The 18593-nt window shown below is 42.7% G+C and carries 14 protein-coding genes and 1 pseudogene; 6 read left to right on the forward strand and 9 right to left on the reverse strand.

The window, feature by feature from the left end; genetic code table 11:
• Positions 1 to 10 precede the first annotated feature (10 nt).
• The 4 genes from RDN93_RS05890 to RDN93_RS05905 all read left to right on the forward strand — a co-directional run bounded on the left by RDN93_RS05890 (position 11) and on the right by RDN93_RS05905 (position 3138).
• Positions 11 to 304 (forward strand): hypothetical protein, encoded by a 294-nt coding sequence (locus tag RDN93_RS05890; RefSeq protein ID WP_005679429.1) that lies wholly within the window; start codon positions 11 to 13, stop codon positions 302 to 304.
• 12 nt (positions 305 to 316) lie between these two features.
• A complete protein-coding gene (locus tag RDN93_RS05895) occupies positions 317 to 607 on the forward strand; it encodes a cell division protein ZapA (RefSeq protein WP_308744636.1) in 291 nt (96 codons plus the stop codon).
• Between the two features lie 119 nt (positions 608 to 726).
• The gene (gene rny / locus RDN93_RS05900) at positions 727 to 2262 is read left to right on the forward strand and encodes a ribonuclease Y (RefSeq protein ID WP_308744637.1); all 1536 of its coding nucleotides are present in this window, start codon (positions 727 to 729) and stop codon (positions 2260 to 2262) included.
• Between the two features lie 126 nt (positions 2263 to 2388).
• Complete coding sequence (locus RDN93_RS05905) at positions 2389 to 3138, forward strand: copper homeostasis protein CutC (protein ID WP_308744638.1); 750 nt, start codon at positions 2389 to 2391, stop codon at positions 3136 to 3138.
• On the opposite strand, the pseudogene RDN93_RS05910 reads toward RDN93_RS05905, so the two are convergent.
• The 4 genes and pseudogenes from RDN93_RS05910 to RDN93_RS05925 all read right to left on the reverse strand — a co-directional run bounded on the left by RDN93_RS05910 (position 3133) and on the right by RDN93_RS05925 (position 8103).
• Positions 3133 to 4348: pseudogene (locus RDN93_RS05910) on the reverse strand (sodium ion-translocating decarboxylase subunit beta). The gene RDN93_RS05905 and the pseudogene RDN93_RS05910 sit on opposite strands and share 6 nt — an antisense overlap.
• A gap of 14 nt (positions 4349 to 4362) precedes the next feature.
• Positions 4363 to 4794, reverse strand: coding sequence for a LapA family protein (locus RDN93_RS05915; RefSeq protein WP_308744639.1), 432 nt, complete (start codon positions 4792 to 4794; stop codon positions 4363 to 4365).
• A 120-nt stretch (positions 4795 to 4914) separates the two neighbouring features.
• Positions 4915 to 5292 carry a hypothetical protein gene (locus tag RDN93_RS05920; RefSeq protein WP_308744640.1) on the reverse strand — a complete coding sequence of 126 codons (378 nt, stop codon included), beginning with the start codon at positions 5290 to 5292 and terminating at the stop codon, positions 4915 to 4917.
• A gap of 123 nt (positions 5293 to 5415) precedes the next feature.
• Positions 5416 to 8103, reverse strand: a complete 2688-nt coding sequence (locus RDN93_RS05925) for a transglutaminase domain-containing protein (RefSeq protein WP_308744641.1) — start codon at positions 8101 to 8103, stop codon at positions 5416 to 5418.
• 301 nt (positions 8104 to 8404) lie between these two features.
• On the opposite strand from RDN93_RS05925, the gene RDN93_RS05930 reads away from it, so the two are divergent.
• Together RDN93_RS05930 and RDN93_RS05935 are read left to right on the forward strand one after the other, a co-directional pair.
• On the forward strand, positions 8405 to 8542 hold the full coding sequence (locus RDN93_RS05930) for a hypothetical protein (RefSeq protein WP_004301914.1): 138 nt from the start codon (positions 8405 to 8407) through the stop codon (positions 8540 to 8542).
• A 98-nt stretch (positions 8543 to 8640) separates the two neighbouring features.
• Positions 8641 to 9819, forward strand: a complete 1179-nt coding sequence (locus tag RDN93_RS05935) for a C1 family peptidase (RefSeq protein ID WP_308744642.1) — start codon at positions 8641 to 8643, stop codon at positions 9817 to 9819.
• 89 nt (positions 9820 to 9908) lie between these two features.
• On the opposite strand, the gene RDN93_RS05940 is transcribed toward RDN93_RS05935, so the two are convergent.
• The 5 genes from RDN93_RS05940 to RDN93_RS05960 form a co-directional block, all read right to left on the reverse strand.
• Entirely contained in the window at positions 9909 to 10610 is a 702-nt protein-coding gene (locus RDN93_RS05940; RefSeq protein ID WP_308744643.1) for a DUF4627 domain-containing protein, read from the reverse strand.
• Between the two features lie 61 nt (positions 10611 to 10671).
• Positions 10672 to 12606 carry a heparinase II/III family protein gene (locus RDN93_RS05945; protein ID WP_308744644.1) on the reverse strand — a complete coding sequence of 645 codons (1935 nt, stop codon included), beginning with the start codon at positions 12604 to 12606 and terminating at the stop codon, positions 10672 to 10674.
• A gap of 107 nt (positions 12607 to 12713) precedes the next feature.
• Positions 12714 to 13805 (reverse strand): DNA polymerase IV, encoded by a 1092-nt coding sequence (gene dinB, locus RDN93_RS05950; RefSeq protein ID WP_308744645.1) that lies wholly within the window; start codon positions 13803 to 13805, stop codon positions 12714 to 12716.
• A 77-nt stretch (positions 13806 to 13882) separates the two neighbouring features.
• On the reverse strand, positions 13883 to 16330 hold the full coding sequence (locus RDN93_RS05955) for a glycoside hydrolase family 95 protein (protein WP_308744646.1): 2448 nt from the start codon (positions 16328 to 16330) through the stop codon (positions 13883 to 13885).
• A 13-nt stretch (positions 16331 to 16343) separates the two neighbouring features.
• Positions 16344 to 18590, reverse strand: coding sequence for a beta-galactosidase (locus tag RDN93_RS05960; RefSeq protein WP_308744647.1), 2247 nt, complete (start codon positions 18588 to 18590; stop codon positions 16344 to 16346).
• Positions 18591 to 18593 lie beyond the last annotated feature (3 nt).

Genomic DNA, 18593 nt, shown 5'->3' on the forward strand with positions numbered 1-18593 from the left:
TGGTGTAGTGATGACAGAAGAAGAAAAAAAGTTATTGAAAACCTTTGAAACGCAACTACGGCATTTGATATATATCCACGATGAATTAAAGCGTGAAAATGCCGAATTGAAGAAGCTTCTTGATATGGAAAAGCTAAAAAATGAGAAGGTACAGGCTCAATACGATGAATTGGAAGTCAGCTATACGAACCTAAAGACAGCTACGGCAATCACCCTTAACGGCAGCGACGTAAAAGAGACGAAGTTGCGATTGTCAAAATTAGTGCGTGAAGTCGATAAATGCATCGCTTTGTTGAATGAATAAAGAAGGAGATGTATGAACGATAAGATAAAAATAAACCTGCAAATAGCAGACTCAAACTACCCGTTAACCATCAACCGAGAGGAAGAACAAACGGTACGGGAAGCCGCCAAGCAGGTAAATATCAGGCTTAATAAGTACCGGGAAGTATACAAAAATCTGGAACCGGAAAAAATTATTGCCATGGTAGCCTATCAGTTCTCGTTAGAGAAACTGCAATTGATGCAACGTAACGATACCGCCCCCTATACGGAGAAGGTAAAAGAACTAACTGAATTGCTGGAAGATTATTTCAAGGAAGAATAAAATTGACCGGCCATTCGCTGATAAGAGAAAAAACAACCACGCACTGCACAATATCCGAGCAAGAACTTGCTTTGATATTTGGCGGTGCGTTTTTATTTATATATTAAATTAAATGTAGAATGATAGCAATAATAACAACAGCAATTGCTTGCTTCATCGTAGGTGGAGTTCTTTCATACATACTATTCCGGTATGCATTGAAGTCCAGATACGACAATATCCTGAAAGAAGCAGAGACAGAAGCGGAAGTAATCAAGAAAAACAAGCTACTGGAAGTTAAGGAAAAATTCCTGAACAAGAAAGCGGACCTTGAAAAAGAAGTAGCATTGCGGAATCAGAAGATTCAGCAAGCGGAAAACAAGCTGAAACAACGCGAAATGGTGCTCGGACAGCGCCAGGAAGAAATCCAACGCAAGAAAATGGAAGCCGAAGCTGTCAAAGAGAATCTGGAAGCGCAACTGGTGATTGTCGATAAGAAAAAAGAAGAACTTGACAGACTGCAACAACAGGAAATAGACAAGTTGGAAGCAATTTCGGGATTGTCTGCCGAAGAAGCGAAAGAACGCCTGGTGGAATCTCTGAAAGAGGAAGCCAAAACGCAGGCTCAGTCATATATCAACGACATCATGGATGATGCCAAGTTGACTGCCAACAAAGAAGCGAAACGTATCGTAGTTCAATCTATCCAACGGGTTGCTACGGAAACTGCCATTGAAAACTCTGTTACGGTATTCCATATCGAGTCGGACGAAATAAAAGGACGTATCATCGGACGTGAAGGACGTAATATCCGTGCATTGGAAGCTGCAACAGGCGTGGAAATCGTTGTAGACGATACTCCTGAGGCTATTGTACTTTCAGCTTTCGACCCGGTTCGCCGTGAAATTGCACGTCTGGCTTTGCACCAGCTTGTTACTGACGGACGTATCCATCCGGCCCGTATCGAGGAAGTAGTGGCTAAAGTACGCAAACAAGTGGAAGAAGAAATCATCGAAACCGGTAAACGTACTACGATTGACCTTGGTATCCACGGCTTGCATCCCGAACTGATCCGTATTATCGGTAAGATGAAATATCGTTCTTCTTATGGCCAGAACCTGTTACAGCATGCCCGTGAGACAGCCAACCTTTGTGCTGTAATGGCATCGGAACTGGGACTGAACCCGAAGAAAGCAAAACGTGCAGGTTTGCTGCATGATATAGGTAAAGTGCCTGATGAAGAACCGGAATTGCCACACGCATTGCTGGGTATGAAGCTTGCGGAGAAATATAAAGAAAAACCGGATATCTGCAATGCCATCGGTGCTCACCATGACGAAACGGAAATGACCAGCTTGCTGGCTCCTATCGTACAGGTATGTGATGCCATCTCAGGCGCTCGTCCGGGAGCACGCCGCGAAATCGTCGAGGCTTATATCAAGCGTCTGAACGACCTCGAACAATTGGCAATGTCTTATCCGGGTGTGACGAAGACTTATGCAATCCAGGCAGGACGCGAACTCCGCGTTATCGTCGGTGCGGATAAGATTGATGATAAACAGACTGAAAACCTGTCAGGCGAAATCGCCAAGAAGATTCAGGATGAAATGACTTATCCGGGACAAGTGAAGATTACCGTAATCCGTGAAACACGTGCGGTTAGCTTCGCCAAGTAAGACCAAAGACTCAAAAAGAATTTAAAGATAGAAGGGCGAAGCAATTCGCCCTTTTTTAATAAATGAATATTCCTTTTTAATAACAGCAAACACTTTTTCATTTCTTTCATTTTTATTCATCAACTTATGAAAAAATACCAATTTGAAGTTTGTGCCAATTCAGTGGAAAGCTGCCTGGCTGCTCAGGCAGGCGGAGCCAACCGGGTAGAACTATGTGCAGGTATTCCTGAAGGTGGAACGACCCCATCTTACGGAGAAATATCCATGGCTCGTGAAGTATTGGACATAACCCGTCTGCACGTCATTATCCGTCCCCGGGGTGGCGATTTTCTCTACTCGCCTATGGAAGTAAAAACGATGTTGAAAGATATAGAGATGGCTAAACACCTCGGAGTTGACGGAGTTGTTTTTGGATGTCTGACCACTAATGGTGAAATCGACTTCACTGTCATGCAGGAATTAATGAAAGCCTCACAAGGGCTGTCTGTCACTTTCCATCGAGCTTTTGATGTTTGCCGTAATCCCAAAGAAGCATTGGAGCAGATTATAGAACTTGGCTGTCACCGGATTCTGACTTCCGGTCAGCAGGCAACCGCCGAACAAGGTATTCCCCTACTCAAAGAATTACAGGAGCAAGCAGCAGGAAGAATCATCTTACTTGCCGGATGTGGTGTGAACGAAAAGAATGTTGCCCGAATCGCTCTGGAAACAGGGATACAGGAATTTCATTTCTCAGCCCGCGAAAGTATTAAAAGTGAAATGGAATACAAGAATGAATCAGTATCCATGGGCGGCACTGTACATATCGACGAATATGAACGAAATGTAACAACCGCCCGAAGAGTTATGGATACGATTCAAGCTATATCTTTATAAATAAGGAATAACTGTGATATAGATACCTGTGATAATAGCCGAAGTAATCACGCCCGAGATATTGGCACCCAAAGCATCTCCCAAGACGAAAGAGTCCGGATTATCTTTGCTGACAATCTTTTGGGCTACTTTGGCGGTAGTAGGCACACAGCTTACGGCAGCGATACCAATCACCGGGTTATAATTTCCCCGTTTTATAAAGTACATGATATAACCACCCAAAATTCCACCGATACCGGAAAGCAATAAGGCTACAACCCCCAGCACCAATAATTTAAGAATTTTCGGGTCGAGCAACAAATGTGCGTCACAAAGTACTCCTAATAACAATCCCAACATAAAGGTTGAGCCGTAAAGTAACGGCCCGCTAACAAAATCATAAATATGCTTCATACCGGACTCGCGAACGGCAACTCCCAAAAACAAAGAGAAGAATAAAGGAGAAGCAACCGGAAACAGGAAACAGAGAACAGCACAAAGAACAGCGGAGAAAGCCAGTTTCACTTTAGCATCATAGTTTTTCGGAGCTTTCTTCGTCACCATCTTGATTGCACGGAAGCGTTTGGGCACCAAGAGTTTCACCAGGTAGGGATAACCGCCGTATGTTAATCCCAAATAAAGATAAGCCACCACCGTAATAGGGACAAACAGATGTTTCGCCAAAGCCAGTGAAGTGAACAGAACCATCGGGCCATCGGCACCGCCTACCATAGCGACAGAGGCACTTTCTTTTAAAGTCAAGCCGAGAGCTGCAGCGATAGGTACTGTCAGGAAAGTTCCCAACTCTGCGCACAATGCCAGAAAGATACTTGCAAATGGTTTCTGAAGCAGGAAACCGACATCCAAAAGTGTACCGATACCCATAAAGACAAAACAAGCTATCAGTCCGTTACTGAACGTAAGCGTGTAGACTGGTTGCAGGAAATCTATCTGCATCGTATTCATCAATGCATCAGTATCCGAAAGCATCGGATCGAGAAAAAGATTACCCAATGTGCCGTCAGGCATAATCAGTGTTCCACAGTTGATAGCTACCATTCCCAATCCCATCGGAATCATAACCATAGGTTCGAGCACACCTTTCCACCCCAAATAAATAAGTAACAAACCAAGAATCACCAAAAAAGATTCTGGCAGAAGCAAGCAACCAACCGCTCGCCATCATTGTACCAATACCTTGAAATAAGGTCGCAAAATCTATATTTTCCATAATGAGTGTCTTTTTTATTGTTTGTCAGTAACTGACTTCTTTGAGTTTTTCTTATTAACATGTGCCCGTTCTTCTTCCTTAAGAAAAAACTCACGGGTATCTCGCGGATAATAATAATCCATCAGGGTTTCATCCGAAGCACCCGGACTTACGCCATGATAATAGCCGGCATAACCGGTAAAATTACGGTTGATACCACGACTGAAGTCTTCACGGTAATCTCCCATAGCCTCTTCTGCCTCAAGCGGTATCTGCCTGACGAGTTTTTCCACTTTCTGACGATGCTGACGCCAACGATGCAGACGAAGCAACTCCAATCGATGGGAACTATAAAAGTCGAATGAATCGGCAGCATAAGCTATCAATTTTATAACTGCCGCAACGAAAAAGCCTATGAGAAAGGTCAACCCCATCATAGCCAACGTAGATAGTAATAAATGAATCATAGTAGTATAAAAACAGATTATATAATCATTTATGTACAAACATGACATGCCCGGAAATCAGTGTAATCCGGACCTGTTAAACATATTTGCGCAAATTCTCAGGAATACTCAGAAAAAAGGCTAAATCAAGATATGTGCCAAGGTATAAATGTAATATCGATTCGAATATTTCAGATAATTAGTGTCGGAAAGAAGCATCTTCCTTTTGTCTTCGGGCAAACGGAAAGAGCGGGAACTCAATAATTGAACAATGACAGGAATATCATTAAACTTCAATGTCCGTACAGGAGTGATGTTTCGCGGAAGCGAAAAGGTTGTCAGGATTCCTAAAGAATAGCTTTCCGCAGGAGTTGAAGAGAATGTTGTAGTAGCTGATATATCACTATCCACAGAGATTACGGTTGTCTCCCGAAATCCCTGAGCATCTTCTTTATGGGTCGCCAGACTACTCCCTATAAGTAAAAATGCAAGTGACAGTATGCACAAAAGATACTTCATAATAACTCTCCTGCAAACGTAACAATTAATTCGCATAAAAGTGCGCTCTATACAGAGAATTAACGATTATTGCATACTGTCACACTCTATTATTACCTGCAATTTCTTCTTTATCTATGCTTTCTACAATCCATGAATGGTTTTCATCAATTGTTCCCCCAAGCCGATGGTATATCCCTGAGATACGAAAACCACACGGTTGAATGTATCGGCGATAATAAACATAGGAAGCATATTCTGATTGGAGAGATTCATAGATTTAGCGATTTGTTTCTGAACACTATTATCCATATCTATGCCATAAGTAATGGTAGACGGTAATCCTTGAAACTCAGCGGCATGAAACTTATTGTATTGTTCTTCAGATGGAAAAAGAAGAACCATTTTCCGCCCCCATTTCTCAAAGTCACTGCCCAAGGCAGCTATATCTCTTAGTGCATGATTAGTAGGCTCCTGCCCCACTCCTAACACACCGACAATAAAATAACCTCTCCCACAAGTTTGAAGAAGACTTTGCGCTGTAGATAAGCTATCGCCCGATATAGGAGTATAAAGCGATTCCGAATTGAAGTTTCCGATTACCTGTACCTGTTCTTCACTTTCTCTCATCACTAAATCGACGGTTGTTGTCTTTTCCGGTTCTATGGTAAAAAAAGTGACTTTTGAGAGCACCGCACCACTTGCCATACGCGTTCCGGTGACCAACATATAATAACCTGAATCTAATGAAGTGCCATTTTTCAACAGATTTGTCCAAGTAGTACCCGCACCCATGTCTGCGTCCCCTTCCTCATAATTCAACAACTGAAATACTCCATCCTTGAATTTGGAAAGAGTAAAATGAGAATAATACTTTGGATCAGGCAACGAACTGATAGGTTTATAAGTCGCACGCAATATCCCAACAGGAATCTGCGCCTGGCTATTTGCTACAAAATCCACATCGAACGTACGCCCCTCTTTATCTACATATTGCGCTTTTCCCGTCACTTTATCTATCTTGGCAGGTATGCCTAAAGAACGAGCCATCGCAACAAAGAAAATATCACGCGACTTTTCATCCGCAACACGTGCTCTCCAAACTCCTATCGGAGAAATAGGGATTCGTTGAGAGTTCAATTCATTATCAATTTTAATCTCTTTCTTACACCATTCCACCAACCGGGAAGGTTCCTCTACAAACGCTTCCGCTTCTTTCTTCGGGAATGCTTGCAAAAAATAATGGCGATAAGGTGTCAACATCTCATTTTCTACACGAAGGTTGGCAATTTCCGCACCTGCCTGTACTCCCATTTTCTCCAGGTCGGGAGCTGTCATCAAACATTCTATCAGATTAAGTATGGATACATCCCGCCAATCTTTAGCAGAAAGTTGCCGCAACAATGCCAAAGCATAGTCTTCTCTCTTCTGTCCGGCAGCCATTTCCAGAAAAACAAGCAATGTGTGATAGTTTCCCCGGGAAGCAACCAACATCTTCGCCATCGTCTCCCTGTCGGTATCACTCAGATTGAACCGGGAAAGCGTATCTCTCGCATGTTCCTCAGTCATCATGGTAGAAACATAAGCATTGCGGATAGAATCTTCTAAAGCCAGCCGGCAATCGTTTTCCTTGCGTTGCTCCGGAGTTACTTCCGGCAAGTTAGCCCCTTCTATCGGAGGCACAATCTCCAAATCAAATGTAGATGCTTCTCCTTCTTTCTTATCCAATACAAGAGTTAACCTGTCTTCTTTACCAAAAGATAATTTAGAAAAACCAAACGCCCCCTTATCGGAAGCCCATACCAGCATATCCCCTCTTCCGGCTGTCAACGAAGCGTGACCGTCCGCATCGGTATATTTGGTGGCTACCGTATAGAACTCAGCATAATTATATACTTTAAAATCGACTCTGGCACCGGAGACAGGACGCCCGTCCGTATCTGTCACCGTCACTACTGCCTTTGCGGTAGGAGCATAATTATCAATTACATTAATCTCAGTATAATTCGGAGTCTCAAGCATAATCTCTTCCGGCCCGTTATAACGCCCGAACACCTTCGTATGCATCAACATCCCCCGACTTGCAGGCGCATTGAACCATCCTAGATTCAAAACAGGTTCCGGTTCACAAGCTCCAAGGAAATACCACTTACCATCAGCCCAAGCCTCTACCCATGCATGATTATCATCAGTATGCGCCCAACGGGGAGTGTAAACCTGACGTGCAGGAATCCCTACTGAACGTAGCGCAGCAACCGTGAAAGTAGATTCTTCCCCGCAACGCCCATAGGCTGTTTGCACCGAAGCCAGCGGTGAACTGGTACGGGCATCACTCGGGCGATACACCACTTTCTCATGGCACCAATGGTTCACCTCCAAAATCGCATCTTTCATCGAAAGACCTTTTACCCGCTCCTTCAACTCTCCGTAAAAGACCTTGCGGGATTCATCCAGATTCTCGTTATTCACACGGACAGGCAGCACAAAATGCCGGAATAACTCATCAGTAACAGTCTTTCCCCAAGGCATCTCATGGCGAGCCTGCTCAGAAAGACGAATATTTGCCAAATAATATTTTCCGTGATAATCCGTTATATCCCCAATCGGCATATACGCATACAGAAACATCAAGGCTTCACGTTCCGAAAGAGTCAAAGTGCTATCCGAAAAGATAGAGAACAGCTCCCCATCAGGGAGAGCTTTCTGTTTCTGTTCAAAATCCTGAAGTACCTGATTACGATAACCTTCTTCTTTCAGAAAGTGAGATCCACTGCAAGAAAATAATATAACAGAGAAAAATGGGACAAGCAGAAGATGGACAAGTGTTTTCATATTTATGTGTTAATTAAATAAACGAATCGTAAAATAAAGATGTATACTAAAAGTACACATCTACAAAATTACAAGTTTTTTTTAGAAAAACAGCACAAGTAACTGTAAATGTATGTAATAGGTTTGTAATAACTGCCATGCCCAAACACCTCATAAAAAGAAAATTCAAAATAAAAAGAAGATTTTTATGTTTTACAGCATATAAACCAAAAACATTTTGTATCTTTGCAGTGTTAATAAAGAAAACAAGATGTAAAACCGCTCTTCAAAACGTGGAGGGCAAAAAAAGAGGAAACAAATTATGAAAAAGAATGCAAATGAAAAGATTATGATGTTACAGTACCGTATTAAACGCTATCAAGCAATGGGAAATGGTGCAATGTGCCAAACCCTGAACGGTAAACTTCAAAAACTGCTGTCACAGCAGGTTGCCATGTAAATAAACACACTAATTATATTAATTTGGGCGAGGAACTTTCAAGTATCCTCGCTTTTTTTATACTTTTGTGGTATGAATGTAATAAAACACATAATATCATGAAGAAATTTTTGATTTCGGTTGCGTTGCTTCTGTCAACTGTAACCCTTTTTGCGCAAACACCCGGTTATGAATTCACAACCGTTGTATCCCACAAAACAACTCCCGTCAAAGATCAGGGTTCTACCGGAACTTGCTGGTGTTTTGCCACCACCTCTTTCATGGAGTCCGAACTACTACGTATGGGAAAAGGAGAATATGATCTCTCGGAAATGTATATCGTCCGTCAGAAGTACATGAACCAAATGGAAGATAATTATCTCCGCCGCGGAAAAGGCAGCATCGGCGAAGGAAGTCTGGCACATACATTCACAAATGCCTATAAACAAGTAGGAATTGTTCCTGAGGAAGTTTATTCCGGTTTGCTCAACGATACAAAAGACCATAATCATGGAGCATTGACACGTTATTTCAAAGCTTTGGTGGATGCTAACATCGCCTCGAAAAAGCGGACTCCGGAATTTTACGCCCTCATCAATAACCTGTTCGATACTTACTTGGGCAAGCTTCCCGAAAAATTCACCTATAAAGGAAAAGAATATACTCCCCAGTCTTTCACTGAAAGTCTGGGATTGAATATGGATGATTATATAGAACTGACCAGTTTCACCCATAAACCCTATTATGAAACGTTTTCACCCGAAGTACCTGATAACTGGGAAAACCAGCCGATGTATAATCTTCCACTGGATGAACTGATGGAAGCCATCGACCACGCACTGAACAACGGATATACCGTATGTTGGGACGGTGATGTCAGCGAACAAGGCTTCTCGTATAAGAACGGAGTTGCCATCAACCCGCAGGTGGAAGATGTGAAAGACTACTCTACTACCGACCGTGCACGTTTTGAAGCAATGCCCAAGTACCAACGTATGGAAGAGGTGTTCAAGTTCGACCATCCCTATCCGGAAATCAACGTAACGCCCGAAATCCGCCAGGAAGGTTACGAGAAATTTGTGACGACTGATGACCACCTGATGCATATAACCGGTATTGCAAAAGATCAGAATGGTACTAAATACTACATTACCAAAAATTCCTGGGGAGCAGACGGCAACAAGTTCGGCGGATATCAGAATATGTCCGAAAGTTATGTACGCGCCAAAACAATCAGCGTCATGGTACATAAAGACTCTCTGCCAAAGGGACTGAAAAAGAAACTCGGTATTAAATAAAAAATATTCTCCAAATAGATAGGGCGACAAAGTATCACTACTTGATCGCCCTATATTTTTATTAACCTACTATTAAAAACCTCTTTGCTTTATTTCTTTCTCAACGTCACATCACTGATTTCTACAACACCACCTTTATTCTGAGCAAGAATGGCTACATAACAGTCTTTCAGGATAGCAGCGTCATCGTCCGTATCGGCAACTTCCAAGGCTGCATTAGATTTCTTGCTGCTAATGGCATTTACCACTTGTCCCATATCGTAGTAAACTACTACTTTAGTCCATTTATCAGCATCTTTAATCTTGAAGTTGTATTGTGCCCCCGAAGCATTCGGCTGAGAATCGGCATCATAATCCCGACGCATGAAGAACGTAGTATTGTACTTGCCATTATCATTCTTCTCTTCGTTAGTCTGCTTGATATACACACTCACCGGAGTACCCGCTTCTTTGGCCTTTGCGTAGAAAGTAAGCACATAGATACCTTTTTCCAATCCGTCCGTAACACGCTGTCCCACAAACGCCTTGTACCAGGAAGTATTCTTTGCAGCACCCGAATTATCTATTTTCATAGCATTGGGATACTTGGCATCACCGGTTTGCTCCCACGCAATAGTAGTCGCTCCGTCAGCTTCATTATTCATGATAAACCATTCGCCTGCGGTAGCTTTATTGGCATTGGTCACCTTGTTGGTTACTTCTGTGGCGAATTTCTCGTTTTTAATCAGGTTCTGAGCACTTACGCTTACTCCTGCAATAGCCAAAAAGCTGGCAAATAATACTTTTTTCATCTTACTGCAATTTAATTAATTATACCATTTATTTCTTCTAACTTTTTAAATCTTCTCAATTCTACTTCACCTGCTGAATAACAAAACCATATTTACCGCTCACTTTTTTCTCTTCTGTCTTTAGCGTGATACGGTAAATCTCCTTGCCCCACACATTGGACAGACGCGGATCATCCAACTTGATTGTTTCCAATCCGGCTTTAAACTGAGACGGATAATGCATTTCAACCTTTTGTCCCTTTACCTCAATCTGAATCTTTCCGGCTGACGGAAACGTTACATTTCCCCAAGTTAAGAAATTCACCTGATTAGGTTCAATAGCCTCATCCAAAGCATAAGCATCATTGATGATGAGTTTATTATTATCAAGCGCATAAGAGCGAACCCAACTCTTCACTTTCGCTTCTGCCGGATAAGCGGCAGCTATATCCGTAGAGAAAACACGCTTCTTCTCGTTGCAAACGGTATTTGTCGCCTTATACTGCTGACCGAATTTTTGCGGCACACCGTTAATCATCGGCAAGTTGTGATAATTGCTTTGCATTGTCCAAATAGTATAACGGTCTTTACCGAATGTCTGTTTCGTATAAGTACCCACACCTGCATCAATAATCACAGGAATCGTATTTACATATAAAGAGAATGTCCCTACATCATTATGGTTGTGGCTTTCATTATTGAATCCGCCTTTGGCAGCGACGAACATGCCATTCTTATTCTTCATGTAGCAGAATTCCGTTTCGGGATACCAGGTAACGTCCGGCATATCATGTTTCGAAGTTACTTTTGCCAAGTCATTGCAGCAAAGCAAGGATTGAAGCGAACGGAAAGCATCATTCCCCATTGTAGCATACGGTTTACGGCCATTCAGCAAGTATGCTGCAAAATGCATCATTTCATCGCTGTTTACAGCTTTACCGAAGCGATAAATCAGCAGGGGATCGCCACCGCCCTTTGCCGAAGCATCGGCAAAATTCACTACCCAGCCATCGCCAACGTATGAACGGGACATATATTCCCCCATGCGGCGAATCATCGGCTCGTTGAAAAGAGATATTTTACCGCCTGTACCATCGGAAAGAATTTGAAGATAGTCATAGAGTTTTCCGGCAGCATGTCCCCAGTAAGATGTTCCCTCTTCGCAAGCCCCGTCGGATTTCACGAAATTAATGAACTTATCTACCGACTTCATGGAACGATAAACCGCTTTTGCCAATTTATCCTTATTATTTTCCATCAAGAAGAAACATTGCAGGGCATTGGAGTTACACCAGGGATTCCAGTTATTGATAATTTCTCCCGGCTTCCAGTTGAAAGCCATCCACCACATTTCATCATCGTTCATATAAGGATCGAGGATGCGTTCTTTGATGGCTTTTCGCATTTGTAAAGATACTACGGGATTAATTTTGTCGAACGGTTTACGGAAAAAATAGTGTACCCATGCCATTAAAGCGCCGTAACCACCCGAACCGAGGTCAATAATCTGTTCACGGAAGTCAGGAAGCGAACGTTTGCTGCTCTGGCGGGGTAGATGTGCGGATAAAACCCAAGAATTCATTTCGCAACTCATATAGGCTCCATTCAGTAGTTGGTCGATAAAACGTCCTTTACCCTCGGCCAATTCGGCAAGCATCAGAGTATTGAGTGCCTGGCGGTTGGCGTCATAAGGCACTTCCATCACTTTCCGGTTACCACTACGTTCATATTCCAGATAGGCAGTGGCAGGAATCAGTTGCCATTTGTAGTTGAGAAGTTTCTCGCCGGCTTCAATAAGGCGTTGTTTGTTGGGGCCCATCAGTGAATCCCAAGCGGCACGATCTGTATAAGCAGGATAAGGTATCCATGCTTGTTTCATCACTAACACGTTTTTCAACGTAGTTTCGTCTGCTGCCTTTTGCAGCATATTGCGTTCGGTATAAGCATTTGCCTTGAAAGAGAAACTTCCCAAGACTGCTACCAAAAGAACACAAAACAAATGTTTCATTCGATTCATGGTATTTTGTTCATTTAAGTATGGCAAAGATAGTGTATCTCTATAAAAGTAAGGTGAGCAAATCATACGAACCTAATGACAAAAAAGTACATACTTCAAAAATCGTACTATTCCCAGTCACTAAATTCGAAACTCAACTGTTCCCAAACACCATGCTGCTCATCCGCTTCTTCTTTCGGATTGGAAACGGAAAGTCCGATGAGCCGGATGGGATGTTGCTCATATTCCACACTTTTCAGTAATTCTTTCGCTAGCGGAAGTACCCGGTCTAAAGTTGTCAACTCCTGCGATTGGGTCATACTTCGGGTTATCTGACTAAAATCATGAAACTTGATTTTCAAGGTAAGTGTATTCCCCTTGAAATCTTTATGGCTGAGACGTTCAATCAATTCTACCGCTACGTGATACAGTTCGATAATAACCGATGAACGGGCTGAAATATCCCGTTCCAGCGTACGTTCGCACCCAATGGATTTACGGATACGGACTGCTTCTACCGGACGTTCGTCAATACCTCTCGCACATTCATAGTAGAGTGCTCCCACTTTACCGAAGTGTGCCGTCAACATCTCCAACGAGCATTTACGTAGTTGAAAACCATTGCTGATTCCGAGCAAGTGCATCTTTTTAGCAGTTACGGGACCTACTCCCCAAAAAGATTCGATAGGAAGACGGGCGATAAAATCCAATGCCTGTTCCGGGTGTATGGTACACAGTCCATCCGGTTTGCGATAATCAGAAGCTATTTTTGCCAGAAATTTATTATAGGATATTCCGGCAGACGCTACCAAGTTCAGTTGTTCGCGAATCTTCTGTTTTATCTCTTTCGCTATATCTACGGCCAGAGAAATGCCTTTCTTATTTTCTGTTACATCAAGAAAAGCCTCATCTAAGGAAAGAGGTTCAATAATGTCCGTATATTCATGGAAAATCTCATGTATCTGACGGGAAACGGATTTATAAACATCCATCCTGCCAGATACAAATATAAGCTGGGGACAAAGCCGCTTCGCCTTTTGTGAGGACATAGCGGAACGGACCCCATAACGCCGGGCTTCGTAACTGGCAGCAGCCACGACTCCCCTTTCTTCAGCATGACCTACAGCTACCGGTTTGCCGCGAAGTTCCGGGTTATCACGTTGTTCTACAGAGGCGTAGAAAGCGTCCATGTCGATATGTATAATCTTTCTCTGGAGCATTTATTCAGTTACTATAGCAAACTTACTATAAATCCCCGAATAAATAAAATATTTCTTATTGAGAATAGGTCTTCAAGCTATCCTCTTTCAAAATAATAAGTCTTTCCAGGTTCAGCCATTATATCATACTCGTACACCTTATACAATAAAGGATACTGCAAACTAATCTCTTTAGACACAAGCGGTTCCTTTATTCGCTCAAACTGAAAAAAACGATTCCCATTTTCACCTGCCGCCTCACGCAAACCTTCCCCTTTTAAAGGTACATAAGAGCGTAATCGAAGATTCCCACCTAAACGAGCATGTATAGTCACTTCAGACAACTGAGCACTATTCCATTTCATATCCACAACAAAACCTCCTCGGGCAACCAGTCCTTCAACAGTACCTTTCCGCCAAGCATCTGGTAACGCCGGAAGCAGATGTACAGCATTGTCATGACTCTGCAAAAGCATCTCAGCAACTCCTGCCGTATAACCGAAATTTCCATCAATCTGAAAAGGGGGATGTGCATCAAACAGATTCGGATATGTGCGTCCACTTGGATTTGCCGGTTCTACCAATACCAACATATTATTAATAATCTTAAAAGCACGATTACCATCCAAAAGCCTTGCCCACAAGTTTATTTTCCACCCAATCGACCATCCCGTTGCTTGATCTCCCCGATAAATTAAAGAGTTTTTTGCAGCTTGAAATAACAGAGGATCTGTATAAGGAGATATCTGATTACCCGGATACAATCCAAAAAGATGAGACACATGCCTGTGCTCGCTCGTAGGGTCGTCCACATCTTCCAGCCATTCCTGTAATTGGTTATATCTACCAATCTGCATAGGCGGCAAACGATCAATCATTTTTTGCAAATGTTCGGCATAAGCAGCATCTTCCGCCAATATCTTACAAGCCCGCAAAGTATTGGAGAAAAGATCAAAAACGATCTGATTGTCCATTGTACAGCCGGCCACAGTAGAAGGTGCATTCTTCTTTTCATCCCCCTCCGGTCCATGTTCCGGTGAGTTGGACGGACAAGTCACCATCCATCCGTATTTGGGATGTTCCACTAAAAAATGAAGAAAGAAATCTGAAGCTCCTTTCATTATGGGATATGCCTCCTTTAAAAAAGCTTTATCACCGGTAAAAAGATAATGTTGCCATAAATGCTGGCATAACCATGCGCCTCCATTCGGCCACATTCCCCAAAATGCTTTATCTACAAGTCCTGTGCAACGCCATATATCCGTATTATGATGCAGTACCCAGCCGTCACAGCCATACATTGTACGAGCTGTTTCTCTCCCTGTTTCCGACAATTCTTTCAACATTTGCATCAACGGTAAATGTGTCTCACTCAGATTAGTCACCTCAGCCGGCCAGTAGTTCATCTCCAGATTGATATTAACCGTATATTTTCCGTCCCAAGGAGCCAATAATTTATCATTCCATATTCCTTGCAGATTTGCGGGTTGTCCGCCCGGTTGGGAAGAAGAGATGAGCAGATAACGACCATATTGAAACATTAAAGCGGCCAATGATACATCTTTTCCTTCATTAAAGTGTTTCACCCGTAGATGTGTCTCTCTTTTTGCTTCTTCCGAAGTCCCTAAATCCAACTTCACACGGTTGAATTGGTTCTGATAATAAGCTATATGTTCTTCACGTGCTTGCTCATATTTTTTCTTACAAGCAATATCTAAATAAGCCTTTGACTTTCTGTGTGCATCTCCGCTGACATCTTTATAATTCACAAAATTAGTTGCAGCGGAAATATAAAGAGTTACAGCATCAGCTCCATTCACCTGAATATTCTCTCCAGTCACTACTACATGACCTCCCTCATTCTTTACCTCAGTCTGTGTCTCTACACGAATGGCACCAGGCACACCTTCATGTCCTGTTCCTTTCCCTATTAACACAAGTCTTTTTCCCGACTTGCGAATTTCATGCTGCAAAGGAGATTTATAAGAAGCCATAAATGATAAAGCCTCCGGTTTATTTGCAGTCAATCGAACTATGACCACATTATCCGCAAAGGAAGTGAAAACCTCCCGATTATAAGTCACCTCTCCTACTTTATAACGTGTAGTTGCTATGGCCCTTTCTATGTCCAAGTCACGATAATAATCCGTAGCCTTCTCATGCCCGGGAAAGTCAAGCATCAAACTACCTATTGTTTGATAAGGCATACCGTTACGCGGAGTTTCAAAATTTTGTGCCACTATTTCTTGTGCTTCCCGATAACGCCCCTCAAACACAAGCTGTCTGATTTGAGGTAATGCAACCAAAGCTTTTGGATTATCATTACGGTGAGGACCTCCTCCCCACACAGTTTCCTCATTCAACTGAAGTTCCTCACTGCCCGCACCGCCATAAACCATCACTCCCAACCGAGAATTTCCTAAAGGCAAGGCTTCAGTCCAAACCGTAGCCGGGCGGCTATACCACAATTTCAAATCATCAGCGGATACATTCAATGAACATACCATACACACCAATGCCATAAAAATCCTATCTAATCTTATCATAAAAATATTCTTATTAGTCAACCACTAATCTTTCTCGTCTTTCCGCCACCCAAGTGACAGGTATGATTTCCGCCCCTCGTATTTCGGCTCCATCTCTTGTTGGACATAAACTAACTACCAAATGATTTTCACCACCAATATTCAACCAACATTCGGGAATATAATATTCATGCTGGGGACCTTTCTGCCAACAACGACCGATGCAGTGACCGTTTATGTAAATAAATCCATTCCCCGAATGTTCCAGACGAAGATGGTAAGGGAACCATACTCCACGAGGCTGCTCGGGCAAAGTGAACGAATATGAATACCATGACAGAAGCGATTCATCTAATTCAGCCGTTTCTGGCAGTATCTTTTCTTGTAATCCTCCGCCTTTAGACAAGTTAAGTCCGCGTTCGTTCTCTGTGTATGCATATTCCAAAGAAAGTTCCTTGTCTCCGCATCTCACATAATTCAGTCCTATGCCCCAATAGTCTTCTACTATCTTTTTTGTATGATGATGTAACCCTTTGCTTTCAAAAAGCATAACTATTTCGAGCTTCCTGTTTATAGCCGAATCTCCCGGCAGTTGATAAAAAACACTATATGCATCTTCCTTCAACATAGGCAGTATCTTTCCTTGAACGGACACCAACACCTCGTCTGCATCCGTGCCGTTAATCAATTTATGACCAATACGTCCCACTTCAAGCAGTTTTCCCTGCGGAGCATACGTACGATAATACACAAAATGACGTCCGTAAATGCCATCGTGATCAATGCACTCTCCTTTCTCCAACTTCGTCCAGCGAGTAGGGAGCGGATCAGCCATCTGCATATCAGGCATCAATCTGATAGTATCCGCTTCAACTGCCGGACGAGATTCCGTATCGGGAAGTTTCGGTAACCAATCTCCCTGACTGCCACCTGAAGGCAAATAATATATCATAGCGCCAAATGGTTCCAATGAAAAATCAAAAGTCAAATCAGAAGTCTGTATGGTACCAAAATGATGACGGGTATGCTCCTCTGTTCTCACAAAATAATACCGGTCACCGTTGGAAGCCTTGCGTAACACCAACTTCACATCCGGATCAGTAGAAATATACTCTATAGGAAACACATCAGCACGGGCTATTTTAGTACCATGTTCCTTCAATAAATGCGCTAATCCCTGAAAACGACGATAACGCTCATTAATCGAACCATTTTCAGCAATGGCAGCTGCATAATCATAGGTAGTAGTCATTTGTCTGGCTCCCCAATCATCAAAGTTAGTACCACCTACAGTCATGTAATAATTAATCCCACAAAAACCACGCTGCAATGCATATAAGGTAATATTCTGCGTTTGTACCGGCATTAAACCATCCTGTTCCCAACTTAGTTTTCCTCCCACTTCACTCATCCACCCACCTTGCAATTCTCCCGAAATTAGCGGTTTACCGGGTTGGGTACGTAACTGTTGATTAATCAAACGGCCGAAATTCTTCTCTATTTCCCAACGCGGGTAACTATTTACCATATCTACCACGCCGTTAAGCCCCCCCTCTTCCACATTACGAGCTTCATCCGTCCAGCAAGTTATAACCGGCACATCTATTTCATATTTACGAACAATTTGCGTAAGTTGGATCAAATAGTCTTTCTTAGCCTCTTTCGGAAACCATTTAATTCGATTAAATTCATTCTCCACCTGGAAAAAGATAACACCTGTATGCCCTTTCTCCTTCCGCGTTAATTGGTGCGGTGCCACTACACGGCATACAGCTCTGTACCAATGCTCATTCCAACGCATAAATTCAGGGTCATTACTTTGCAGCCAGGTATCAAAAGTAGTCTTTGCAGGTTTCTTTTGCATAATCCATTGCGGAAAACCACCTCCACTCCATTCTGCACAAATATAAGGTCCGGGACGGACAATCACATAAAGCCCGAAATCTTCCGCCATTTTCAGGAAGTCATCCAGTTCCTTCATGTCCAAACAAGACTCATCCTGCGGCGAACGAGGCATTTTCCGTTCATGCCAATTCCAGGGAATGTATGTCTCCACACAATTAAAACCACCATCTTTCAACCTTCTAAAACGATCCGCCCACAAAGGTTGAGGCACACGAAAATAATGGAACGCAGCACTAAACAGGAACATGTCCTTCCCTTCAATCTGTATACATTGCCGGTCATAACGGATTCTATCCGGATGAATAAACACTGAATCATCTATGGACACTACTTGCGTACCGTTTCCAATGAAAGTGTCTGCCGTTCGGTCATTCATTAC

The organism is uncultured Bacteroides sp., from assembly GCF_902491285.1.
Lineage (GTDB): Bacteria > Bacteroidota > Bacteroidia > Bacteroidales > Bacteroidaceae > Bacteroides.

Bases quoted from the DNA above. Each gene is read 5' to 3' on its own strand.
- RDN93_RS05890 (WP_005679429.1), top strand. From the start codon at position 11: ATGACAGAAGAAGAAAAAAAGTTATTGAAAACCTTTGAAACGCAACTA.
- RDN93_RS05895 (WP_308744636.1), top strand. From the start codon at position 317: ATGAACGATAAGATAAAAATAAACCTGCAAATAGCAGACTCAAACTAC.
- rny (WP_308744637.1), top strand. From the start codon at position 727: ATGATAGCAATAATAACAACAGCAATTGCTTGCTTCATCGTAGGTGGA.
- RDN93_RS05905 (WP_308744638.1), top strand. From the start codon at position 2,389: ATGAAAAAATACCAATTTGAAGTTTGTGCCAATTCAGTGGAAAGCTGC.
- RDN93_RS05915 (WP_308744639.1), bottom strand. From the start codon at position 4,794: ATGATTCATTTATTACTATCTACGTTGGCTATGATGGGGTTGACCTTT.
- RDN93_RS05920 (WP_308744640.1), bottom strand. From the start codon at position 5,292: ATGAAGTATCTTTTGTGCATACTGTCACTTGCATTTTTACTTATAGGG.
- RDN93_RS05925 (WP_308744641.1), bottom strand. From the start codon at position 8,103: ATGAAAACACTTGTCCATCTTCTGCTTGTCCCATTTTTCTCTGTTATA.
- RDN93_RS05930 (WP_004301914.1), top strand. From the start codon at position 8,405: ATGAAAAAGAATGCAAATGAAAAGATTATGATGTTACAGTACCGTATT.
- RDN93_RS05935 (WP_308744642.1), top strand. From the start codon at position 8,641: ATGAAGAAATTTTTGATTTCGGTTGCGTTGCTTCTGTCAACTGTAACC.
- RDN93_RS05940 (WP_308744643.1), bottom strand. From the start codon at position 10,610: ATGAAAAAAGTATTATTTGCCAGCTTTTTGGCTATTGCAGGAGTAAGC.
- RDN93_RS05945 (WP_308744644.1), bottom strand. From the start codon at position 12,606: ATGAATCGAATGAAACATTTGTTTTGTGTTCTTTTGGTAGCAGTCTTG.
- dinB (WP_308744645.1), bottom strand. From the start codon at position 13,805: ATGCTCCAGAGAAAGATTATACATATCGACATGGACGCTTTCTACGCC.
- RDN93_RS05955 (WP_308744646.1), bottom strand. From the start codon at position 16,330: ATGATAAGATTAGATAGGATTTTTATGGCATTGGTGTGTATGGTATGT.
- RDN93_RS05960 (WP_308744647.1), bottom strand. From the start codon at position 18,590: ATGAATGACCGAACGGCAGACACTTTCATTGGAAACGGTACGCAAGTA.